17 protein-coding genes are annotated in these 21,571 nt (G+C 42.9%); 7 read left to right on the top strand and 10 right to left on the bottom strand.

Translation table 11 applies throughout. The features are described 5' to 3' along the window. The first annotated feature begins 83 nt into the window (after nucleotides 1-83). Nucleotides 84-956: a carboxylate/amino acid/amine transporter gene (locus C9J40_RS20475; RefSeq protein WP_107247865.1), complete on the top strand. Its 873-nt coding sequence runs from the start codon at nucleotides 84-86 to the stop codon at nucleotides 954-956. Nucleotides 957-1,020: 64 nt separating this feature from the next. Here the strand turns inward: C9J40_RS20475 and fre are convergent, their stop codons facing one another. From fre to trxA, 6 genes are all read right to left on the bottom strand, one after another. Then, a complete protein-coding gene (gene fre, locus C9J40_RS20470) occupies nucleotides 1,021-1,731 on the bottom strand; it encodes an NAD(P)H-flavin reductase (protein WP_107247864.1) in 711 nt (236 codons plus the stop codon). A 9-nt stretch (nucleotides 1,732-1,740) separates the two neighbouring features. Further along, the gene (locus C9J40_RS20465; protein ID WP_199187169.1) at nucleotides 1,741-2,007 is read right to left on the bottom strand and encodes a 2Fe-2S iron-sulfur cluster-binding protein; all 267 of its coding nucleotides are present in this window, start codon (nucleotides 2,005-2,007) and stop codon (nucleotides 1,741-1,743) included. Nucleotides 2,008-2,080: 73 nt separating this feature from the next. Further along, nucleotides 2,081-3,940: a 4-hydroxy-3-polyprenylbenzoate decarboxylase gene (ubiD, locus tag C9J40_RS20460; protein ID WP_107247869.1), complete on the bottom strand. Its 1,860-nt coding sequence runs from the start codon at nucleotides 3,938-3,940 to the stop codon at nucleotides 2,081-2,083. Between the two features lie 167 nt (nucleotides 3,941-4,107). Next, complete coding sequence (locus tag C9J40_RS20455; RefSeq protein ID WP_107247862.1) at nucleotides 4,108-5,121, bottom strand: hypothetical protein; 1,014 nt, start codon at nucleotides 5,119-5,121, stop codon at nucleotides 4,108-4,110. A gap of 126 nt (nucleotides 5,122-5,247) precedes the next feature. Beyond that, nucleotides 5,248-6,513: a transcription termination factor Rho gene (gene rho / locus C9J40_RS20450; RefSeq protein ID WP_005372168.1), complete on the bottom strand. Its 1,266-nt coding sequence runs from the start codon at nucleotides 6,511-6,513 to the stop codon at nucleotides 5,248-5,250. 197 nt (nucleotides 6,514-6,710) lie between these two features. Continuing rightward, entirely contained in the window at nucleotides 6,711-7,037 is a 327-nt protein-coding gene (gene trxA, locus C9J40_RS20445) for a thioredoxin TrxA (protein ID WP_005372169.1), read from the bottom strand. Nucleotides 7,038-7,149: 112 nt separating this feature from the next. Here trxA and rhlB point away from each other — a divergent pair, with 112 nt between their 5' ends. Together rhlB and gppA are read left to right on the top strand one after the other, a co-directional pair. Then, nucleotides 7,150-8,463 carry an ATP-dependent RNA helicase RhlB gene (gene rhlB, locus C9J40_RS20440; protein ID WP_107208564.1) on the top strand — a complete coding sequence of 438 codons (1,314 nt, stop codon included), beginning with the start codon at nucleotides 7,150-7,152 and terminating at the stop codon, nucleotides 8,461-8,463. Nucleotides 8,464-8,485: 22 nt separating this feature from the next. Then, a complete protein-coding gene (gppA, locus tag C9J40_RS20435) occupies nucleotides 8,486-9,976 on the top strand; it encodes a guanosine-5'-triphosphate,3'-diphosphate diphosphatase (protein WP_107208576.1) in 1,491 nt (496 codons plus the stop codon). Nucleotides 9,977-10,039: 63 nt separating this feature from the next. Here gppA and prlC read toward each other — a convergent pair whose 3' ends face one another. Continuing rightward, nucleotides 10,040-12,082, bottom strand: coding sequence for an oligopeptidase A (prlC, locus tag C9J40_RS20430; protein ID WP_107208563.1), 2,043 nt, complete (start codon nucleotides 12,080-12,082; stop codon nucleotides 10,040-10,042). A gap of 216 nt (nucleotides 12,083-12,298) precedes the next feature. On the opposite strand from prlC, the gene C9J40_RS20425 reads away from it, so the two are divergent. Further along, complete coding sequence (locus C9J40_RS20425) at nucleotides 12,299-13,138, top strand: 23S rRNA (adenine(2030)-N(6))-methyltransferase RlmJ (RefSeq protein WP_107247861.1); 840 nt, start codon at nucleotides 12,299-12,301, stop codon at nucleotides 13,136-13,138. 206 nt (nucleotides 13,139-13,344) lie between these two features. Beyond that, nucleotides 13,345-14,700: a glutathione-disulfide reductase gene (gene gorA, locus C9J40_RS20420; protein WP_107208561.1), complete on the top strand. Its 1,356-nt coding sequence runs from the start codon at nucleotides 13,345-13,347 to the stop codon at nucleotides 14,698-14,700. 563 nt (nucleotides 14,701-15,263) lie between these two features. Here gorA and C9J40_RS20415 read toward each other — a convergent pair. Further along, the gene (locus C9J40_RS20415; RefSeq protein ID WP_107208560.1) at nucleotides 15,264-15,851 is read right to left on the bottom strand and encodes a hypothetical protein; all 588 of its coding nucleotides are present in this window, start codon (nucleotides 15,849-15,851) and stop codon (nucleotides 15,264-15,266) included. A gap of 459 nt (nucleotides 15,852-16,310) precedes the next feature. Between C9J40_RS20415 and C9J40_RS20410 the strand changes: the two genes are divergently transcribed. Both C9J40_RS20410 and C9J40_RS20405 read left to right on the top strand, forming a co-directional pair. After that, a complete protein-coding gene (locus C9J40_RS20410) occupies nucleotides 16,311-17,678 on the top strand; it encodes a YjiH family protein (RefSeq protein WP_107247860.1) in 1,368 nt (455 codons plus the stop codon). Between the two features lie 275 nt (nucleotides 17,679-17,953). Then, a complete protein-coding gene (locus C9J40_RS20405; protein WP_107208558.1) occupies nucleotides 17,954-19,579 on the top strand; it encodes a chromosome partitioning protein ParA in 1,626 nt (541 codons plus the stop codon). Nucleotides 19,580-19,639: 60 nt separating this feature from the next. On the opposite strand, the gene C9J40_RS20400 is transcribed toward C9J40_RS20405, so the two are convergent. Next, on the bottom strand, nucleotides 19,640-20,578 hold the full coding sequence (locus C9J40_RS20400; RefSeq protein ID WP_006647518.1) for an ABC transporter permease: 939 nt from the start codon (nucleotides 20,576-20,578) through the stop codon (nucleotides 19,640-19,642). 3 nt (nucleotides 20,579-20,581) lie between these two features. Then, nucleotides 20,582-21,559, bottom strand: a complete 978-nt coding sequence (locus C9J40_RS20395; RefSeq protein ID WP_005372184.1) for an ABC transporter permease — start codon at nucleotides 21,557-21,559, stop codon at nucleotides 20,582-20,584. Nucleotides 21,560-21,571: the final 12 nt, after the last annotated feature.

The following is a 21,571-nucleotide window of genomic DNA, read 5'->3' as shown; positions in this document are numbered from 1 at the left end:
TCTACTCTATCTTTCATAGGCGACAAGATTAACTTTCGCTACACTGCATACCCTTAATTTTTCAAATGGATGTTGCTGGCGTAATGGGATATTTATCTGTCATCACCCTTTTATGGGCGTTTTCTTTTAGCTTAATTGGCGTCTACCTTGCAGGTCAGGTTGACCCTTGGTTTTCGGTATTAACTCGTGTCAGTTTAGCCGCGTTGGTTTTTATCCCTTTTTTACGCTTTAAACATATTCATCTCAAATTAGCGCTCAAATTAATGATGGTTGGCGCTTTCCAATTAGGGATCATGTATTGCTTCTACTACCAATCTTTTTTATATCTCAGTGTGCCTGAAGTATTACTGTTTACTATTTTCACCCCAATTTATGTCACTTTGATTTACGATGCACTCCATAAACAGTTTTCTCCGTGGTATTTGCTCACCGCAGCAATCGCTGTACTGGGTGCTGCTGTGATCAAGTTTGAAGGCATCAACCAAAACTTTATTATCGGCTTTTTCATCGTCCAAGGGGCGAACCTGTGTTTTGCTATCGGGCAAGTGGGCTATAAGCGAATTATCGAACAAGAAACCACAGAGTTGCCACAACATACGGTATTTGGCTGGTTTTACATTGGTGCTATCTGTATCGCGTTACCGATGTTCTTATTGTTTGGCAATAACGACAAGCTACCGACGACCGATACTCAATGGGGGATATTGGTTTATCTTGGTATCGTTGCTTCAGGCTTAGGGTATTTCATCTGGAATAAAGGGGCGACGTTAGTCAATGCTGGCGCGCTGGCAATCATGAATAATGCACTGGTACCTGCTGGGTTGATTGTGAATATCGTGATTTGGAATCGTGATGTGGATTATTCACGTTTGATAGTCGGTGGCGTGATCATAATGTTTTCACTGTGGCTAAATGAAACCTGGGTGAAACGCAAAGTTCAGCAAAGCCAATGGTAAATCGCTTGTTATAAAAACAACAAAGCCAGCGTTTAACGCTGGCTTTGGTTTAAACATTTAATCGTTAAATAAACGCAAATGCGTCAGCAAACATATGTTCTCTTTGCGCATTTTTATCACTGCAGAAACGCTCACGGGCGGCACCTGCCATTTCAAAACGACCACACACGTAGATGTCGTACGCTGATAGGCAAACAAAATCTTCTGCAACAGCATCCAATACATTACCGACTTTGCCTGACCAGTTTGCAGGGGCATTTTCAACTACAGGCACATAGGTAATGTTGCCGTGTTTTGCTGCTAACGCCTGCATCTCTTCATTCGCATACAGCTGATCGATACCACGACCACCCCAATACACAAAAATAGGCTGGGTTAAACCACGGCTAATGCAGTTATCAAGCATGCTACGGATATAAGAAAAACCAGTACCACCGGCGATCATTAGTAGTGGACGCTCACTTTCATGGCGCAGCCATGCATCACCGTGGGCAGCATCAATCACCACAGGTTCATTGCAATCTAATGCCGCTTTCATCGCTTCTACTACTTCTAATGCATACGCATTTTGCTCTGCCGCACCAATATGTAGTTCAAGCTCGCCTTCACGACATGGGCTACTGGCAATTGAAAATGGACGCTTATCTTTCTCGCCCATTACCGCAAGCAGATATTGTCCCGCTTTGAAATCAATCGCCTGCTCAGGCTTTAACAAAATGCGATACGTGTTCGCGGCTAAGGGTTGTACTGACTTTACTTCGCACTGGATAGACATGGTTTTCCTCTAGTCTAACGTTAACACCAAGTCACTTTCCGCGACCGCTTGGCAGGTAAAAATCCATCCTTCCGCTTGTTCTTTTTCAGTGAGCATTGGCGCTAACTGATAACTCACTTCACCGGATGTTTTACGGCACAGACACATAGCACATGCCCCTACCTGACAGCGATTGGGAAAAGTAATGCCTGCGTCGAGCGCTGCTTGTAATACCGTTTGCTGCGTTGACGCAGTAAAGGTGATGTTGTTTGGCAACAGGCGTACTTGATACATAATTTTCTCTTACTACTTACTCTTTGAAGCAGCAATAAATAATACTCACTCTACCGCTCAGTATAGCGATAAACAGTTAGATCTCGATCCCAAGTTGGTCCCAAATCGCATCTATTTTCGCGACAACTTGCGGATTTTTAACTATTGGGTTGCCCCATTCACGTGCCACAGCATCAGGCCATTTATTCGTCGCATCTAATCCAAGCTTACTACTTTGGTCTAATACTGACGCTAGCTGTACCGTATCACGGCTAGGATCCATACGTGTAGTGATCGCCCAAATAACATCGTTCCAATCACGCACGTTGACGTCTTGATCACACAAGATGACAAATTTTGCATCACTAAACTGCGCCATGAAGTCCCAAACACCTTGCATCACACGTTGCGCCTGATCCGCTTCAGTATTGGTAATACTTACAATCGCCATCTGCTGCTTACTTGCCGTCGGTAAGTAAATATCAATGATCTCAGAATAAGTGTCACGCAAAGCAGCTATGCCCGCTTCAACATCAAATTGCTGATCATATTTGGTTGCAATTGATGGTGTACTCGCAAGCTCAGCGTCCCATTTCACCGTTGCATCTAAGCCCATTTTAGAGCCAAGCCCAACCACAGGCGAAGCAAAATCTAAGGAATCGATCGGCGTGTTATCAATGAACAAGGTATCACGCACGGGCTCCATGTGAGTTGTCATCGCAGACACCACACTGTCCCAATTACGGGCATCGACACTCTCGTCACACACAATCACATATTTGGTGTACATGAATTGGCGCAAGAAAGACCATACGCCCATCATCACACGTTTGGCATGACCCGGATATTGCTTCTTCATCGTCACCACTGCCATGCGGTATGAACACCCTTCTGGTGGCAGGTAGAAATCAACTATCTCAGGAAATTGCTTTTGCAAAATAGGCACAAAGACTTCATTAAGTGCCACACCTAATACTGCAGGCTCATCGGGCGGACGACCAGTGTAGGTGCTGTGATAAATCGGATCGTTACGCATGGTGATATGCGTAATGGTAAAGACATGATGACGCTCTTTCTCGTTGTAGTAACCAGTATGATCGCCATACGGGCCTTCATCAGCAAACTCTTCAGGGTCGATATAGCCTTCCATGACAATTTCTGCACTTGCTGGCACATCTAAGTCATTGGTTAAACTTTTCACCACTTCAGTACGACGCCCACGCAGTAAGCCTGCAAAAGCGTACTCAGATAAGGTATCTGGAATTGGCGTCACAGCCCCTAAAATCGTGGCCGGATCGGCACCGAAAGCGACAGTGATTGGGAATTTCTCACCCGGATGGGTTTCCATCCATTCACGCAGATCTAACGCCCCACCACGGTGAGCCAACCAGCGCATAATGATTTTATTTTTCGCGATTTTTTGCTGACGATAAATCCCTAAATTTTGGCGCTTTTTATGTGGTCCTTTAGTGATGGTTAAGCCCCATGTAAGCAGTGGTGCCACATCATCAGGCCAACAGCTCATTACAGGGATTTTATCTAAATCAACCTCATCACCTTGCCACACAATTTCTTGGCACGGTGCATTGCGCAGACGCTTCACTGGCATATTGAGTACTTGCTTAAATGCTGGGATCTTATCTAACGCTTCACGAAAACCACGAGGTGGCTCAGGCTCTTTTAAATACGCTAATAATTTACCGACTTCGCGCAACTCTTTCACTTCTGTGCGCCCCATTCCCATCGCAACACGCTGTGGCGTACCAAACAAGTTGGCAAGCACTGGCATGTTGTAACCAATAGGATTTTCAAACAAAAGCGCAGGACCACCAGCACGTAAAGTACGATCGCTAATTTCTGTTATTTCTTGATCGGGATCGACTGCTTGCTTAATTCGCTTCAATTGCCCGTTTTGTTCTAAATAGGCGATGAAGTCTCGCAGATCCTTGAATTTCATATCTGATACCACGATTGAGCTACGCCATAACCGAAAATAACAGCGTAGTGATGAGAATGATTTTCGCTAGTATAACCAGTTGTAGAGGCTAAAACACCCGTTCTGCGGTCTAATTTCGCCACCAGATGTTTCAATTAAGCTGGTTATCACCCGAGTAAATAAAGGGGTTAGGGTTTCATTGCAGACACTGAGCCCATCGATAGCAGTTCTTCAATATGAGCCACTAAATCAGGATCACTGCTAGCCGTTAAGAGTTGTTGCAACCAGTGACCATGGCCTTGCTTAAGCAAGTGAGGCGTGATCAATAAACGTTCTATTTCATTACCTAGCTGGTTCTGTAAAAAGGTTTTGGCGGTATCTGGTAATGGCTTAAAGCTGGTTAAAGCGCGGTATGCTGGCTCTTTTAATGAAGGGTTAGCCGTTGCTGCAATTAATTGGTTTACCACAAAATCAGAAGCGGTAATTTGAGATAAACGGTTTAATTCTGCCAAGCTGTATTGATCGGTACGGCGACGCCATAACACATCATACAACTTCGCATCATTAGAGTGTGCTGCTAAGGTTGCTAAGATGCTGTTATCTGGCAGCCAAATCAGCTGAGGATCTGAATGAAACTGCTCAACCAGCGCATTAATTGCTGGCGGTGATAATTGCGGGATCGCACGTGCAATCACTTGGCTGCGCTTCTGTTGCTGCTCTAAATCGCCTTTTAGCCATTCAGATAACGTCAATTTTCCTCGCTCTAAGTTAATCACAGCTCGCTGGCTCACTAAGTCTTTTTTCCACTCACGCAGCAGCCCATTGGCTTGATTACTATAAAAGAAAGCCATTCGGCTGACGGTATAACCATCACCTTGCTCGGTAATAGTAAACGGTGATTGTCGCTTTGCTTGAATTTTGAGCCACGCAATACGAGCAGTGTTAAAACGACCGACTTCGCTGGCGTATTTGATCAACTGGCTACGAGCCACTTCTTGAGTTAATGGTGGGAGTTGATCAAGCAGAATCTCCAATGACTGAAAATCACTGTGATCATAATAAGGTTTGAGCGCCTCAATGTGAGCAACAAATTGTGGCATTTGCTTAATATGCTGGATTTTCGCTTCGGTTATCTCTGTCGCAGAAATAGGCTGTAATGCCGAGGCGATCAGCAAGCCTAGCGCACACCAATGTCGTAACATAACGCCTCCCTAGCGAAGTAAAACTCTTCTTCCTTACCCATACCATCGCAATACAAGGTAATTTCTGTCAATAAAAAACGCCGCCCGTGGGCGACGTTTTCAAAATCTGTGACTCAGTACAGCGTATTATGACTTCTGACGACGCATCGCATCAAAGAATTCATCATTAGTCTTCGTCATTGATAGCTTATCAATTAAGAATTCCATGCTGTCAGTTTCGCTCATTGGGTGAACGATCTTACGTAGAATCCACATCTTCTGTAGCTCGTCCGCTTTCGCTAGTAGCTCTTCACGACGCGTACCTGAGCGGTTGATATCAATAGCAGGGAATACACGTTTCTCAGCGATCTTACGAGAAAGGTGAAGTTCCATGTTACCTGTACCTTTAAATTCTTCGTAGATAACTTCATCCATTTTCGAACCAGTATCAACGAGTGCTGTTGCGATGATAGTTAAGCTACCGCCTTCTTCTACGTTACGTGCAGCACCAAAGAAGCGCTTAGGACGGTGAAGGGCGTTGGCATCTACACCACCAGTTAATACCTTACCAGAAGAAGGAATTACGGTGTTGTATGCACGTGCTAGACGTGTAATTGAGTCAAGTAAGATAACCACATCTTTCTTGTGCTCTACTAAACGTTTTGCTTTTTCAATTACCATTTCAGCCACTTGTACGTGACGTGATGCTGGCTCATCAAACGTTGATGCAATCACTTCGCCTTTTACAAGGCGTTGCATCTCGGTCACTTCTTCTGGACGCTCATCAATAAGCAATACCATTAACTCACACTCAGGGTGGTTATGGGCAATACTTTGGGCAATGTTTTGAAGTAGCATTGTTTTACCCGCTTTTGGCGGAGCAACAATCAGACCACGCTGGCCTTTACCGATAGGTGATGCTAAATCAAGAACACGTGCTGTGATGTCTTCTGTAGAACCGTTACCACGTTCCATACGCATACGTGAGTTTGCATGCAGTGGGGTAAGGTTTTCAAATAGGATCTTATTGCGGGCGTTGTCTGGCTTGTCGTAGTTTACTTCGTTAACTTTCAGTAGTGCAAAGTAACGCTCACCGTCTTTTGGTGGACGAATTTTTCCGGCAATGGTATCGCCAGTACGTAAGTTAAAACGACGGATTTGACTTGGTGATACATAAATATCATCAGGGCCAGCAAGGTAAGAACTATCAGCGCTACGAAGGAAGCCGAAGCCATCTTGTAATATTTCTAGAACACCATCGCCAAAAATATCCTCACCACTCTTCGCATGCTGCTTAAGAATGGAGAAGATGATGTCTTGCTTTCTCAAGCGGGCAAGGTTTTCTAATCCTAAACTTTCGCCAAGTGATACCAACTTAGAAATCGGTTGGCTCTTTAATTCTGTAAGGTTCATAGTGGTGGGTTTCTTGTCTGTCAAAATCGGGGTTCTATATTAGTTGAGATAAAGATGACCAATAGGGCCTGGTCAAGAAATGAACGAAAATGTAATTTCTGTGCGCTAAGGTAACACTAAACGTTCTATCCGTCTAGCATAGACGTTAGACAAACCATGTACAACTTACAAATTGTCCATGGTTTGTAAAATTGCACTTATAGGTTCGCGTCTAAGAACTCTTTAAGCTGTGTTTTCGACAGCGCGCCAACCTTTGTTGCCGCTACACCACCGTCTTTAAACAGCAGTAATGTCGGAATACCACGAATACCAAACTTCGGCGGTGTTTCCGCATTCTGATCAATATTTAATTTACCAATCGTTAGCTTGCCTTCGTATTCATCAGCGATTTCGTCAAGAATAGGGGCAATCATTTTACATGGACCACACCATTCAGCCCAAAAATCGACTAATACCGGGCCAGCAGCATTGATTACATCAGTGTCAAAACTCGCATCTGTAAGCTGCACAATCTTGTCGCTCATCTTCCACTCCAACAGTTGATTTTGTTAGCTGATCTTATTTTACCAGCAAATCGTTACCCTATTTGAATGGAATACGTTTCGTATTGCAACCCTAAGCTGATATTCTATAGCAATGAAGACGACTCACATCACAGAGCGGAAATTTGCCGAGCTAGGGTTAAACCCTCTAGTTTTAAAAGGATTGGATGATAAAGGGTTCCATAATTGTACCCCGATCCAAGCCTTGGCATTGCCAGTTATGCTCACTGGCCATGATATCGCGGGACAGGCTCAAACAGGTACGGGTAAAACCATTGCCTTCCTAACCGCTACTTTTAACCATTTATTGGAGACTGCTGCGCCTGCACATCGAAAAACCAATCAACCGCGTGCCATTATCATGGCGCCTACGCGTGAATTGGCGATCCAAATTTATAATGATGCATCATCACTGATTGCAAGTACGGGCTTGAAAGCCGGCCTCGCTTACGGTGGCGAACCTTACGAGAAGCAAAAAGCGATTCTTGATGAGGGTGTGGATATCTTAATCGGTACGTGTGGCCGTATTATTGATTTCTACAAGCAACGTGTTATTGATTTAGCGAGCATTCAAGTCGTAGTACTTGATGAAGCCGATCGTATGTTCGATTTAGGTTTTATTAAAGACATTCGCTTCTTGTTCCGTCGCATGCCAGCACCGAGCGAGCGTTTAAGCCTGCTATTCTCAGCCACATTGTCCTACCGTGTGAAAGAATTAGCATTTGAACATATGAATAGTCCTGAAAGCGTTGTCGTTGAGCCGGAACAAAAAACGGGCCACCGCATTCAAGAAGAATTGTTCTACCCATCTAACCAAGAAAAAATGCGTTTACTACAAACGTTGATCGAGGAAGAGTGGCCAGAGCGCGCAATTATTTTTGCTAATACCAAGCACCGCTGTGAAGATGTTTGGGGTCACTTAGCTGCTGATGGTCATCGTGTTGGTTTGCTAACTGGCGATGTACCACAGAAAAAACGTGAGCGTATTTTGGATCAATTCACCAACGGTGATGTTGATATCTTAGTCGCGACCGATGTCGCTGCACGTGGTTTGCATATCCCTGCAGTAACGCACGTATTTAACTACGATCTCCCTGATGATGCAGAAGATTATGTACACCGTATTGGTCGTACAGGTCGTGCAGGCCTAAGTGGTCACTCAATCAGTTTTGCTTGTGAAGAGTACGCTATTAACCTAACCGCTATTGAAACTTACATTGAACATGGTATTCCACAGTCAAAGTATGATTCAGAAGCATTGTTAGACGATCTTCCAGCACCGATCCGCCTCCAACGAAATCCTCGTCAAGGTGGTCGCCGTAACACTCAACGTCAAGGCCAAGGTCAAGGGCAACAACGTTCGCGCAATAATCGCCGTCGTCCGCCTCAAAACAATAAGCCTGCGTAATAACGATAAGTAATGTATGTCTATGGAAAGAAATTCAGTATCACCGCTTTATGCCGCCATTGATCTCGGCTCAAATAGTTTCCACATGTGGATTGTGCGCGAAGTAAATGGCAGTGTTCAGACACTCGCGAAAATCAAACGTAAAGTGCGTTTAGCCGCAGGGCTTAACAACCAAAATGTACTCAGCGAAGAAGCGATGCAGCGTGGCCTTGATTGTTTGGCTCTCTTTGCCGAACGCTTACAAGATATCAAAGCCGACCATATCCGTATCGTTGGTACTGCCGCCTTACGTACAGCAGTGAATGCAGAAGAATTTCTTTCCAAGGCGAAGGCTATTCTTGGTTATCCGGTCAATATTATTCCGGGTGAAGAAGAAGCCCGCATTATCTATCAAGGGGTGGCGCACACCTCTGGTGGTAGTGATAAACGTTTAGTGGTCGATATCGGCGGTGCCAGCACTGAAGTTATTATTGGCAAAGGGTTTGATAGCAGCGCTTTAACCAGCTTAAAAATTGGTTGTGTGACTTGGCTTGAACGTTACTTTAAAGATCGCTACCTCACTTCAGCCAACTTCGAAGCGGCGATTAATGGCGCCAAAGAAGTCATTGAACCGATCATTGAACGCTATACCGAACTCGGTTGGGAATCTTGTGTTGGTGCCAGTGGAACGGTACAAGCACTACAAGAAATTATGCTGGCGCAAGGAATGGATGAAATCATTACCTTGCAAAAGCTTAAGCGCTTACAACGTCAAGCTATGCAATACGAGCGCTTAGAAGATCTTGATATTGAAGGTTTAACACTAGAACGCGCATTAGTATTCCCTAGCGGTTTATCAATTTTAATCGCGCTATTTGAGTCATTAAAAATTGAATCTATGACGCTAGCCGGTGGCGCGCTACGTGAAGGCATGGTGTATGAAATGATGGAACAAATGCGCCATCATGATGTATGTACTCGTACCATAAACAGTGTTCAGCAACGCTTTCAAATTGATACCGAACATGCCGATATTGTCAACGATATGGCAATGTCGATGTTAAGCCAATGCCCAAATTGGCAACTAGAGCCTCAAGCACAAAACTTATTGGAAGCGGCGGTAAAACTGCATGAGATAGGGACAAGCATTGAATTTAAGAAAAGTGCAGATCATGCAGCTTATCTAATCAAGCACCTAGATCTTCCTGGTTTTACCCGTGCTCAACGTCATTTACTGGCCGAAATCTTACGTCGCTACATTGGTCCTCTCACCAGCTTACCTGAGCAACATGCACTCTCAGCTCAAAGCGCGGCGCGATTACTGCGTTTATTACGTATTGCCGTGATTATGTGCCACCGTCGTGATACCCATTGTTTACCGCCATTTAGCCTGCAAGTTGATAACGATAAGTTAACGTTACTGTTGCCTGCAAAATGGCTGATCAACAACCCGCTAACGCGTAGTGAGCTACACCAAGAAGCAACCCGTCAAACAGATATGGGCTGGCCTATGGTCGTGACATCGCAAGACTAAACATTCTACTCGATCAAAAAAGGCTCCTTAAAGGAGCCTTTTTTTATACAGCAATAGTCATAATTAACCCGTAATACCACTATGACGCAGCATTGCATCTAGCTCAGGCTCTCGACCACGGAAGCGTTTGAATAGCGCCATTGGCTCTTCACTGCCCCCTTGCTCAAGAATACAAGTTAGGAAGTCTTGACCTGTTAGCGGATTGAAAATGCCTTCCTCTTCAAAGCGTGAAAACGCATCAGAAGACAATAATTCTGCCCACAAATAGCTGTAGTAACCTGCACTATAGCCACCAGCAAAAATATGACTAAAGCTGTGTGGAAAACGTCCCCATTCTGGGCTTGGTACCACTGAGACACGTGATTTCACTTTAAATAAGGTATCTAACACCTGTGCGCCCACTTCTGGATCATATTCGGTGTATAGCGTGAAATCGAACAGACCAAACTCAAGCTGACGTAAAATAAACATCGCTGATTGGAAGTTCTTCGCTGCGAGCATCTTATCTAGCATTTCTTTTGGTAGTGGCTCGCCTGTTTCATAGTGACCAGAAATAAACGCCAGTGCTTCTTCTTCCCAACACCAATTTTCTAGGAACTGGCTTGGTAGCTCTACCGCATCCCATGGCACACCGTTAATACCTGATACTGACGCTACATCAACTTGCGTTAGCATGTGATGAATACCGTGGCCCGTTTCATGGAACAAGGTTACGACTTCATTGTGAGTAAACAATGCCGGCTTATCGCCAATCGGACGGTTAAAGTTACAAGTTAAGTAGGCGACAGGGGTTTGTAGTGTGCCATCAATACGGGTGCGACGAACCATGCATTCGTCCATCCACGCACCACCACGTTTATGATCACGCGCGTAAAGATCAAGATAAAAGCTACCGCGAAGTTTGCCTTTATTATCAAAGATGTCATAAAACGTTACCGAATCATGCCAAACTTCTACACCTTCACGTTGTTTGATCTCTAAACCAAACACACGCTTTAATACCTCAAAGAGACCTGCAACGACTTTCTTTTCAGGGAAATATGGACGTAATTCTTCATCTGAAATGCTGTAACGATGTTGTTTTAGCTTCTCTGAATAGTAAGCAAAATCCCATGGCTGTAGATCGTCGATACCATATTCATTCTTAGCATATTCACGTAGCTCAGCCACCTCACGCTCACCTTGTGGCTTCGCACGATCAGCAAGATCATTTAAGAAACCTAACACTTGCTCGGTAGATTCCGCCATTTTGGTCGCCAGTGATTTTTCACTGTAGCTGTTAAACCCTAACATACGAGCCAGTTCGTGGCTCAGTTTCAGTTTTTCTGCAATGACTTCAGTGTTATCAAATTCACCTGCATTAGGACCACGATCTGAGGCACGGGTACCGAACGCTTCATACATTTCAGCACGGAGTTCACGATTATCACAGTAAGTCATTACCGGTAAGTACGACGGCATTTCTAGAGTGAATAAATACCCTTCTTTCTCTTTCGCTTCTGCGTTCGCTTTTGCCGCAAGCAAAACCGATTCAGGCAAACCGCTTAATTGCTCAACATCAGTAATGACCTTGTTCCATGCCATGGTGGCATCTAACACGTTATTACTAAAGGTTGAAGATAGCTCAGATAAGCGTTTACTGATCTCACCGTAACGCGCTTGCTCTTGTGCAGGTAAGCCAATACCTGATAGCTCAAATTCTTTTAAGGCGTCTTTGATCGACTTTTGCTGCGCTTTATTCAACGACGCAAATTTATCGCTCGCTTTAATCGCTTTATAGGCTTCGTACAATCCTTTGTGTTGTCCAACCCAGGTACTGTAATCAGATAACAGAGGCAAACAGCTTTCATACGCTTCACGTAATTCAGCACTATTTTTCACGCCATTAAGATGACCGACAGGTGACCAAATACGACCTAGGCGATCATCAGTTTCAGCTAAAGGCGCACAGATGGTTTCCCAAGTTGGCTCTGCCATTTCCATCAACACAGATTCTACATTTTCACGACAATCTGCGATCGCTTGTTCAACCGCGGGCTTAATATGCTCAGGTTTAATATGAGCAAACGGTGGCAAATCGGTCATCGTCAATAATGGGTTAGACATACGCTTTTCCTTTATTTTTTTATCTTATTATTAACATGCGCCCGCGATAGGTAAATTTCAATCGTTTGCGTGGTTTAGTGTATAAAAAGGCAAGAATTCACGCATTTACTCATGATTGTTCACTCTAAAGGTGGTGTCATGGTTGGATAATAGGTGAGAATTAACGATAATACTGTTTAACCCCTCTCCTTTTATATACCGATAGAGATTGATTTCATGCTGAGTTATCGTCACAGCTTCCATGCTGGCAACCATGCCGACGTGGTTAAACACATTGTTCAAAGCTTAATTTTGGATGCACTCAAGCAGAAAGATAAACCTTTCGTCTATCACGATACCCACTCAGGTGTAGGTCGTTACGATCTGCAAGATGAGCGCAGCGAAAAAACCGGTGAATTTAAACAAGGTATTGCACGTATTTGGTCACGTGATGATATCCCTGAAGCGATCCAAAGCTACATTGAAACGATTAAAGATCTTAATCACGGCGAAGAGCTGCGTTACTACCCTGGCTCTCCAAAAGTGGCACGCGCACAAATCCGTGATCAAGACCGTATGGTACTCACCGAACTTCACCCAAGTGATTTCCCTCTACTCCTGCAAGAGTTCCGTGGCGATCGCCAAGTAAAAATGTATAAAGAAGATGCCTTTGCTCGCTTAAAAGCGACCCTACCGCCGAAAGAGCGTCGCGGTGTGGTACTGATCGATCCCCCCTATGAACTTAAACATGAATACCAAGATGTAGTAAAAGCGATCAAGCAAAGCCATCAACGTTGGGCGACAGGTACCTATGCGATTTGGTACCCTGTGGTTTATCGTGAAACTATCGACAACATGCTTCAAGGCTTAAAAGATTTAAATATCCCAAAAATCTTACAAATTGAACTGGGTGTAGAGCCTGATAGTGAAGAGCGCGGTATGACAGCATCAGGCATGATTGTGATTAACCCGCCTTGGAAGCTAGAAAGCCAAATGCGTGACATTCTACCTTGGTTACAGCAAGCCATTGCGCCTAATCATGGTCACCACACCGTTAAATGGGTTGTGCCTGAATAAGCTCCATTGGCAATATTTCCTCCCTTTAAATACAGGCAGTGTATGCTGCCTGTACCAGATAATTCGTGCCACAATCTCAATTTCCGATGATTTAATAGCAAATCAATCGTATTTTCCGATTTTAAATCCTCGTCAGGCACCCCAATCTTTATTACACTAGCTCAATAGCTCGTCACGAATATAACGAATATTAATGGAGTAAAGTCATGGCAAAGCATTTTGATTACATCTGTATCGGCGGTGGTAGCGGCGGTATTGCATCGGCAAACCGTGCTGCAATGTATGGTGCAAAAGTTGCGATTATCGAAGCAAAAGCACTCGGCGGTACTTGTGTAAACGTAGGTTGTGTACCTAAAAAAGTGATGTGGCACGGTGCTCAAATCGCTGAAGCTATGCACCTTTACGCAAAAGATTACGGCTTCAATGTTGATGTAAAAGGTTTTGACTGGAGCAAACTGGTCGAAAGCCGTGAAGCTTACATCAGCCGTATCCACACTTCTTACGACAATGTACTAGGCAATAACAAAGTTGAAGTGATCAACGGTTTTGCCCATTTCGTTGACCAGAAAACGGTTGAAGTAAACGGTGAACACTACACCGCTGATCACATTCTTATTGCTGTTGGTGGCCGTCCATCAATTCCTGCAATCCAAGGCGCACACTACGGTATCGACTCTAACGGTTTCTTCGAACTAAAAGAGCAACCAAAACGTGCCGCTATCATTGGTGCAGGTTACATTGCCGTTGAAATCGCTGGTGTATTAAATGCACTAGGTACAGATACGCACTTATTCGTACGTAAAGAATCACCACTACGTAGCTTCGATCCAATGATTGTAGATACGCTAGTTGAAGTTATGGCAGCTGAAGGGCCAGCGTTACATACGCAATCTGTGCCAAAAGAAGTAGTGAAAGAAAAAGACGGCTCAATCACGCTGTACTTTGAAAACGGTGAATCACACAATACTGACGTACTGATCTGGGCTATCGGTCGTGAGCCAACTACAGATGCCATCAACCTAGCCGCTGCGGGTGTTGAAACCAATAACCGTGGTTTCATCAAAGTGGATGAATACCAACAAACTAACGTTCCTGGTATCTACTGTGTCGGTGACATCATGGAAGGCGGTATCGAACTAACACCTGTAGCAGTTAAAGCAGGTCGTCAGCTTTCTGAGCGTCTATTTAACAACAAACCTGATGCGAAGATGGACTACAAATTAGTCCCTACAGTAGTATTTAGCCACCCACCAATCGGTACTATCGGTCTTACTGAAGCTGAAGCGATTGCGCAATACGGCGAAGAAAACGTGAAAGTGTACAAGTCAGGCTTCACAGCAATGTACACCGCAGTTACTGCGCACCGTCAACCATGTAAGATGAAGCTGATCTGTGCAGGCGATGACGAGAAAGTAGTCGGTCTACACGGTATTGGTTTCGCGGTTGACGAAATGATCCAAGGCTTTGGTGTCGCGATGAAGATGGGCGCAACAAAAGCTGATTTTGATAGCGTTGTGGCTATTCACCCAACAGGCTCTGAGGAATTTGTGACAATGCGCTAGGCATTAACACGAACCTAATATAGATAAGGCGATGTAGTGAAATACATCGCCTTTTTTATGCTATTGCTTTTATCAACGATACCAAAAGAGCTTAGTTTAAAAGCGTATTTTTACCTATTAACACACACCGCCAATTCATTAGTAAAACTAATACTAAAACACTAGTTTTTTTCATTTTTCAATGTTCCAAAAATATCTATAATTCGCGCATCGAAACACGACTGAATGCCTATATATCTTAGGGTTGGGCGAAGGTTGTACAGTAAAAACAGCTTAAACTTTATAGGTAATTCCATGACTCGCATCGTAAATAAAATTGTTGCTCTATACACTCCAGCGTTTTCTTCTCTATACAAAAACGGCAACAATAAGTAAGCATTAAAATACCTTACTGAAAAAAGAATTTAGAAAGGGCTTTGAACCTCATGTTCAAAGCCCTTTTGCTATATACCCTCTACCACTCAATCTTTGGCCTGACGTTTTTTAATCATGACAGCGTAAGTGTAATTAAGACGAAAAAAAACACCGCGCAAAGGCGATGTTTTTTTAAATATATTCATTAATTAGTGATGATGGTGGTGATCATGACCACAACTACAGCTTGGCGCAATCACACTTTGAATTTGCGTAAGCGTGATTTGTTTTAGCAACTCTTCAGTGCTGATAGTGTTTAGTAAATGCATGTTTTCTGCATTCACAGCCATCACATCTTCGATTTCACGCTGCTTGTTAACCACATCAATTAATTTATGGCTAACTTCTGCTGGCAATGAAAACTCACGGATCACTTTCATTTCATTGCTTTGTGTATCAACAGCCATCATGTTTAATGTTAATGAAGCTGTATCTTCAGCAGGTTGTGCAAAAAACTCATTAGGGATCACTGCAGCATTAAACTGAATATCAAACGCCAGATCACCGAGTTTTAGTACCACTAAACAACCGCCATTTTCAGTGCTTAATACACCAAACTCAGCACCTGATTCAGCAAGCAGTTGTTGTTCATCTTCAGTAATGTTCTCTAAACCAAGAAAAACAACATTCGTCATATCATTGCGGAACATTTCCAGAACAGCACCATCTCCCGCTGCAAATGGATGATTTTCAATAATTTGACCAACGTGAAAATGATTATGATGTTGTTCTGTCATAGCAAACCTCAATAAATTGGTAACGTTATAATTAAGCTAAAGCAATAAATACAACATATTGTTTAATGTCATCATTATAACCATTACAAAGAAAAACATAATCCCTGCCAAAGCAAAAACACTATTACATATAAGTAATAATATTGCGCAAATGAGAAGAGTATCTAGAACCTCTAGAATAATGAGTCAAATACCCATCACAGTATAATAGTCATAACACACTAATTTTTATTAATTTGTTAAATCATAACGTTTACTAAACACATAAAAATCAGAATAAAATCAAAAAACATTTACATAATTAACCATTTTTTACCAGTCAACTATTCCATGCTTTATTAAAAGAATGTAATCTCTCCCTCCCTAAATATGGAAAACCAGTGAATAGTTATTCTCACAGGGTCTATAGAGGGTATTCCTATTTATTCGGCAGTTTCTATCAGTAGGTTGTAAATCAAGATGCATAACCAAGCAGTAGCACCACCTAAAAACACCTTAAACACCTGGCTAATGTTCATTATCCCATCATTAATTGGTGTCTTTCTTTTTATGGCACCGATTAATTTTAATGGTGACATTACAATCCCTATCGCTGTTTTAGCGAAAACTATTCAAGCGCAGTTTGAACATTCACTGACATCGATTGTGACAGGCGTGATCAGCTTTACAGCTATCATGTCGATCATCACTAAAGTGTTTAAGCCAGGGTTTATTACACGCAATGGTTTTTTAAATGGCTTACTAAACCCATCAGCAATGTGGTTTGTGGTTCAACAGCTTGGTGCTATCTTTGCTGTTATGGCGTACTTTAATATTGGCCCTGTAATGTTTCGTAACGACGCGACAGGCGGTCTTGTATTAAACGATTTACTACCTGTTCTATTCTCAGTATTTATTTTTGCCGGTTTGCTACTGCCGCTTCTACTCAATTTTGGTCTACTGGAATTTTTCGGCACTTTATTTACTCGAATCATGCGTCCGATTTTTGGTTTGCCTGGCCGTTCATCTGTTAACTGCATTGCATCTTGGTTAGGTGATGGCTCGGTAGGCGTATTATTGACCAGTAAGCAATACGAATCGGGAATGTACACCCAACGTGAAGCGGCCATTATTGGTACAACCTTTTCAGCGGTATCTATTACCTTTAGCTTAGTCGTGATCGCGCAAGTTAACTTAGAGCACATGTTTGCACCGTTCTACTTAACGGTATGCCTTGCTGGTCTTGTCGCGGCAATTATTGTGCCTCGCCTACCGCCACTATCACGTAAGAAAAACATCTACATTGATGGCACAACAGAGAGTCAACATGATGAAAATGTGCCACAAGGTCACAACGTTTTCTCTTACGGTTTACACCAAGCACTAAAGAAAGCAGCTGAAGTTAAAAGTATTCCAGCAATTGCGTTAGATGGTGTGAAAAATGCCGTAGATATGGTGTTTGGCGTACTGCCTGTTGTTATGGCAATTGGTACTATCGCGCTGGTAATTGCAGAAAATACACCACTATTTGATTACTTAGGTATGCCATTTATTCCGTTCTTAGAATTGCTGCACATTCCAGAAGCGGAAGCGGCATCAAAGACGATTGTGGTGGGTTTCGCTGATATGTTCTTGCCATCTATTTTGGCCTCAACCATTGAAAGCGACATGACCCGTTTTATCATCGCAGCAATGTCAGTGACACAACTTATCTACATGTCTGAAATTGGTGCACTGCTTATCGGTAGTAAAGTACCCGTTAAAGCGTGGGAACTATTTGTAATTTTCATCCTACGTACACTGGTCACCTTGCCTGTGATTGCAGGCATGGCACATTTACTATTCTAAATTTGAGTTTCACTGATAAAAAAGGCGGCCATTGGTCGCCTTTTTTATTATCAAAATATTGATGTAGCTAGAGCATTAGACTTAATGCCAGCCAGCAATTTCGTTAATCTTATCGCATTTTATAAAATATAGTATTCATCATAAGAATAAGCACTTTTTTACCATTGATTTTATTTTCCTTAATTGCAAACATATCGAAAAATCAACTATAACTAACTGTTTTAATGTTATTTTCGGCTGATTAACTGTGCATATTGTTTAAGGAAATCTATATCATGCAATTTAAACTGTCTCTTGTTGCAGCATCCCTTCTTGCGACGCTAACTCTTACTGGCTGTAACGACGATTCATCTTCAACGCCAACAGCACCAGATGTTGAAAATCCATCTCCTGAGACAGGCAACCCTGACACTGGTAAGCCAGATACAGGCAATCCAACACCAGTTACAACAGGTCAATTTATTGATGCTAAGGTACAGGGCTTAGATTACGTTATCGGTACGAAAGCAGCACAAACAGATGCAGAAGGTAACTACGAGTTAGGTGCAGAAAATGGCACTATTAGTTTCTATATCGGTGGCAAAGACGGTCTATTAATTGGTTCAGTTTCTGGTCGTGCAGTTACAACCCCATTTGAAGCAGCTGGTACCTACGAGCGCTCTATTAACCTTGCACGTTTACTACTAACCATTAACGAACACAATGATGATTCAACCATTATCATCCCTTCACTGATCAAAGATAACCCAAGTACTGATATTCAAGCTGCACTAGCGAAAATTACCTTGGATGATGGTTACTTTGAAAAATCAGTTGAAACACTATTAACCCTGCTAGATTCAAAAGCGCTTGTAGCTGCTGCTGATGCTCAAAAGCACATGCAAGCATCTTTAAACCCAGAACAATTACAACGTGGTTCTGATGAAGTATTAACACAATGGGCAAAAGGCTCTAACCAAATTATTATTCATCGTAGTGCCAACCTACGCGTTAAAAATAGCAGCGATGAAACATTTAAAACGGTTATTCATCAAGACCAACAAAACGGTAAGTACGTTGGTGGCTTAAGCTTAATGAACTACAAGTTGACTGATGATCAATTTATTATTCTTGCTGGTTCTAACGACTCAACCATCGAAAAAACAAGCACTTTACCAAGCTTTGTTTATGAGATGACTAATAAGGCGGAAGCTTATACTGAAAATGAAATGATGCCTTGGTCTGAAATTGAAACAATGGGCTCTCCATACGCTTGTATGACTGCAAAAAACTGTAGTGAACGCTTATTAACTCAAGCTAACCTTGAATACATTGAGCGTCAAGATGGCGACCATAAACAAAAAGAAGCACAGTCAGGTACATACGATCCAGTAACTCAGGTTTACACTCAAATTCGCAGCAAAGAATACCTAGATGGTGATTACGCAGGACGAATCAGTGAATCCATCGAATTCTTCTATCCTGTAGCGGATGCAAAAACAGATCGCTTTGTTGACTTCACAGGAACATGGACCGCTAAAGAAACGCGTCCTGATTGTCATGATGTAGCAACATCTAACTTAACGTTTGGTGAGAATACAATCACACTAACAGGCCAAGAGTTTATAGGTAAATGCGATATTACTGATGGCATAAACGAAACGATCACATACGAAGACTTTGCAAAGATGGACTTCTGGTGGTTTGGTACCAACGATAAAGTATCTACAGCAACACTAGATCAGCTAAACACAACAGTACGTTGGAATGACAAAGATACTGGTGAGACAACCGATAACTTCAAGATCAACCGCTTTAGCTACATCCCAGCAGGTAAAGCATGGGATAAAGGCGTACTTGTTCGTGATACGTTAAGCGATAATGGTGCCAAAGTTGCTACTATTACGATGAAAAAATCGTAACAGCACCTAATAAAAAAGGCGACCAATGGGTCGCCTTTTTATTATCTAAACATCAAGCTATTAGCCTTTATAAATCTTCGGGTTAAACACGTCCCGTAACCAATCACCTAACAAGTTGATTACCAGTACTAATACCACCAGCAAAATACCGGGGAAGACAGTGATCCACCACGCGCCAGAGAAGATATATTTAAAGCCGATACTGATCAGTGAACCCAATGATGGCTGATCTACCGGTAAACCTAAGCCTAAGAATGACAAGGCCGCTTCTGACATAATGGCGTTCGCCACCTGTACCGTTGAAATCACTAAGATCGGTGATAAACAGTTTGGCAGAATATGACGGAACATAATACGTGGCGCTCTAAAGCCCATGACTTTTGCCGCTTCAACATACTCTTTCTTCTTTTCGGCTAATACCGAAGCACGCACTGTACGTGCATACTGAGGCCATTCAGCAATACCAATGATCATTACCAACATGATCACCGCATATTGCGCATAGGTTTCAGCACCTAATGCAGTGCGGAAAATCGCAGAAACGATGATCGCCACCATCATGGTCGAGAATGACAACTGCACGTCCGCAATACGCATCAAGAAACTATCAACACGACCACCATAATAACCCGCAGTTAAGCCAATCACGATCCCCAGTGTCATTTGCAGTGCAACAGCAAGTAAACCAATCGTTAGTGATAAACGCGCACCATAAAGCATGGTCGATAAAATATCACGGCCTTGATCGTCGGTACCAAGTAAGAAGTTCTCATCACCATCTTCCATCCATGATGGCGGTAACTCTGAATCCATAATATCTATCGACGCTAAATCATACGGATTACTCGGCGCTATAAATGGTGCAAACAATGCCGTGGTGGCAAACGTTAGAAAGACAGCGAAGCACACCATCGCCACTTTGTCTTTCTTAAAATAATACAAAATATCGGAGTTTTTAAAACGCTCCCAACGGCTTGGTGCAGCTAGTGTATTACTCATGACTTACTCTCCCTTGCCAGTCAGGTTTACAGTCGGGTTAACCAATCCATAGAGCAAATCGACGATGGTATTAGTTACAACAAAGATCAAGCCAACAAAAATCACGTAAGCTGTGATAAGTGGGGTATCAACACGGTTAATCGCATCTAAAAACAGCAATCCTGTGCCTGGCCATTGGAATACACTTTCAGTCAAAATAGTGTAAGCAATCATGGTACCAATCTGCACCCCGCCAACCGTTAATACCGGCAGCATGGTGTTTTTTAAGGCGTGTTGGTAGTAGACCTTTTTCATCGGTAGCCCTTTCGCTTTCGCAAACTTAATGTATTCAGAGCTCAACACTTCTAACATTTCAGAGCGCACTAAACGAATAAACAACGGCAACATAATCGACGCTAAGGCAACACATGGCAGCACAAGGTGCTTTAAGCCATCAAGGGTAAAGAACCCCGACTCCCAACCTAAATAGTTGGCGGTTTCACCTCGACCAAACGAAGGTAACCAACCTAGCTCAATAGAAAAGACGTACATCAACATAATGGCAGTTAAGAAAACGGGAATTGATATACCAATACTACTGAACGCCATAATGGCTTTGGTTAAGAAACTATTGGGATGAATCGCGGAGTACACGCCAAGCGGAATAGAGACCAAGACAATAATAATTGTGGCACCAAAAACTAACTCTAAGGTGGCAACTAACTTGTCTAAAATCACCTCTGTGGCAGGCTTTTTAAAGGTATAAGACGTGCCCAGATCGCCTTGCACCGCATTCGCTAAAAATCGGCTGTATTTGGTGATAAACGGATCGTTAAGTCCTAAATCATCACGTAATTGTTGTCGTTCAGCTTCTGATACAGATTGCCCCACCAACTCTCGTAATGGGTCGCCAAGGTTATCTTGGATGGCAAAGGCCACCAAACTGATCACAAACATCACTATCAGTGCCTGATACAGGCGCTTGACCAGAAACGTAAACATTCCCTGCCCCTT

Source organism: Photobacterium sp. GB-72 (genome assembly GCF_003026095.1).
In the GTDB taxonomy this organism is placed as follows: domain Bacteria; phylum Pseudomonadota; class Gammaproteobacteria; order Enterobacterales; family Vibrionaceae; genus Photobacterium.
The sequence above is the reverse complement of the archived record's forward strand: the minus strand, read 5'-3'. Positions and strand labels throughout refer to the sequence as shown.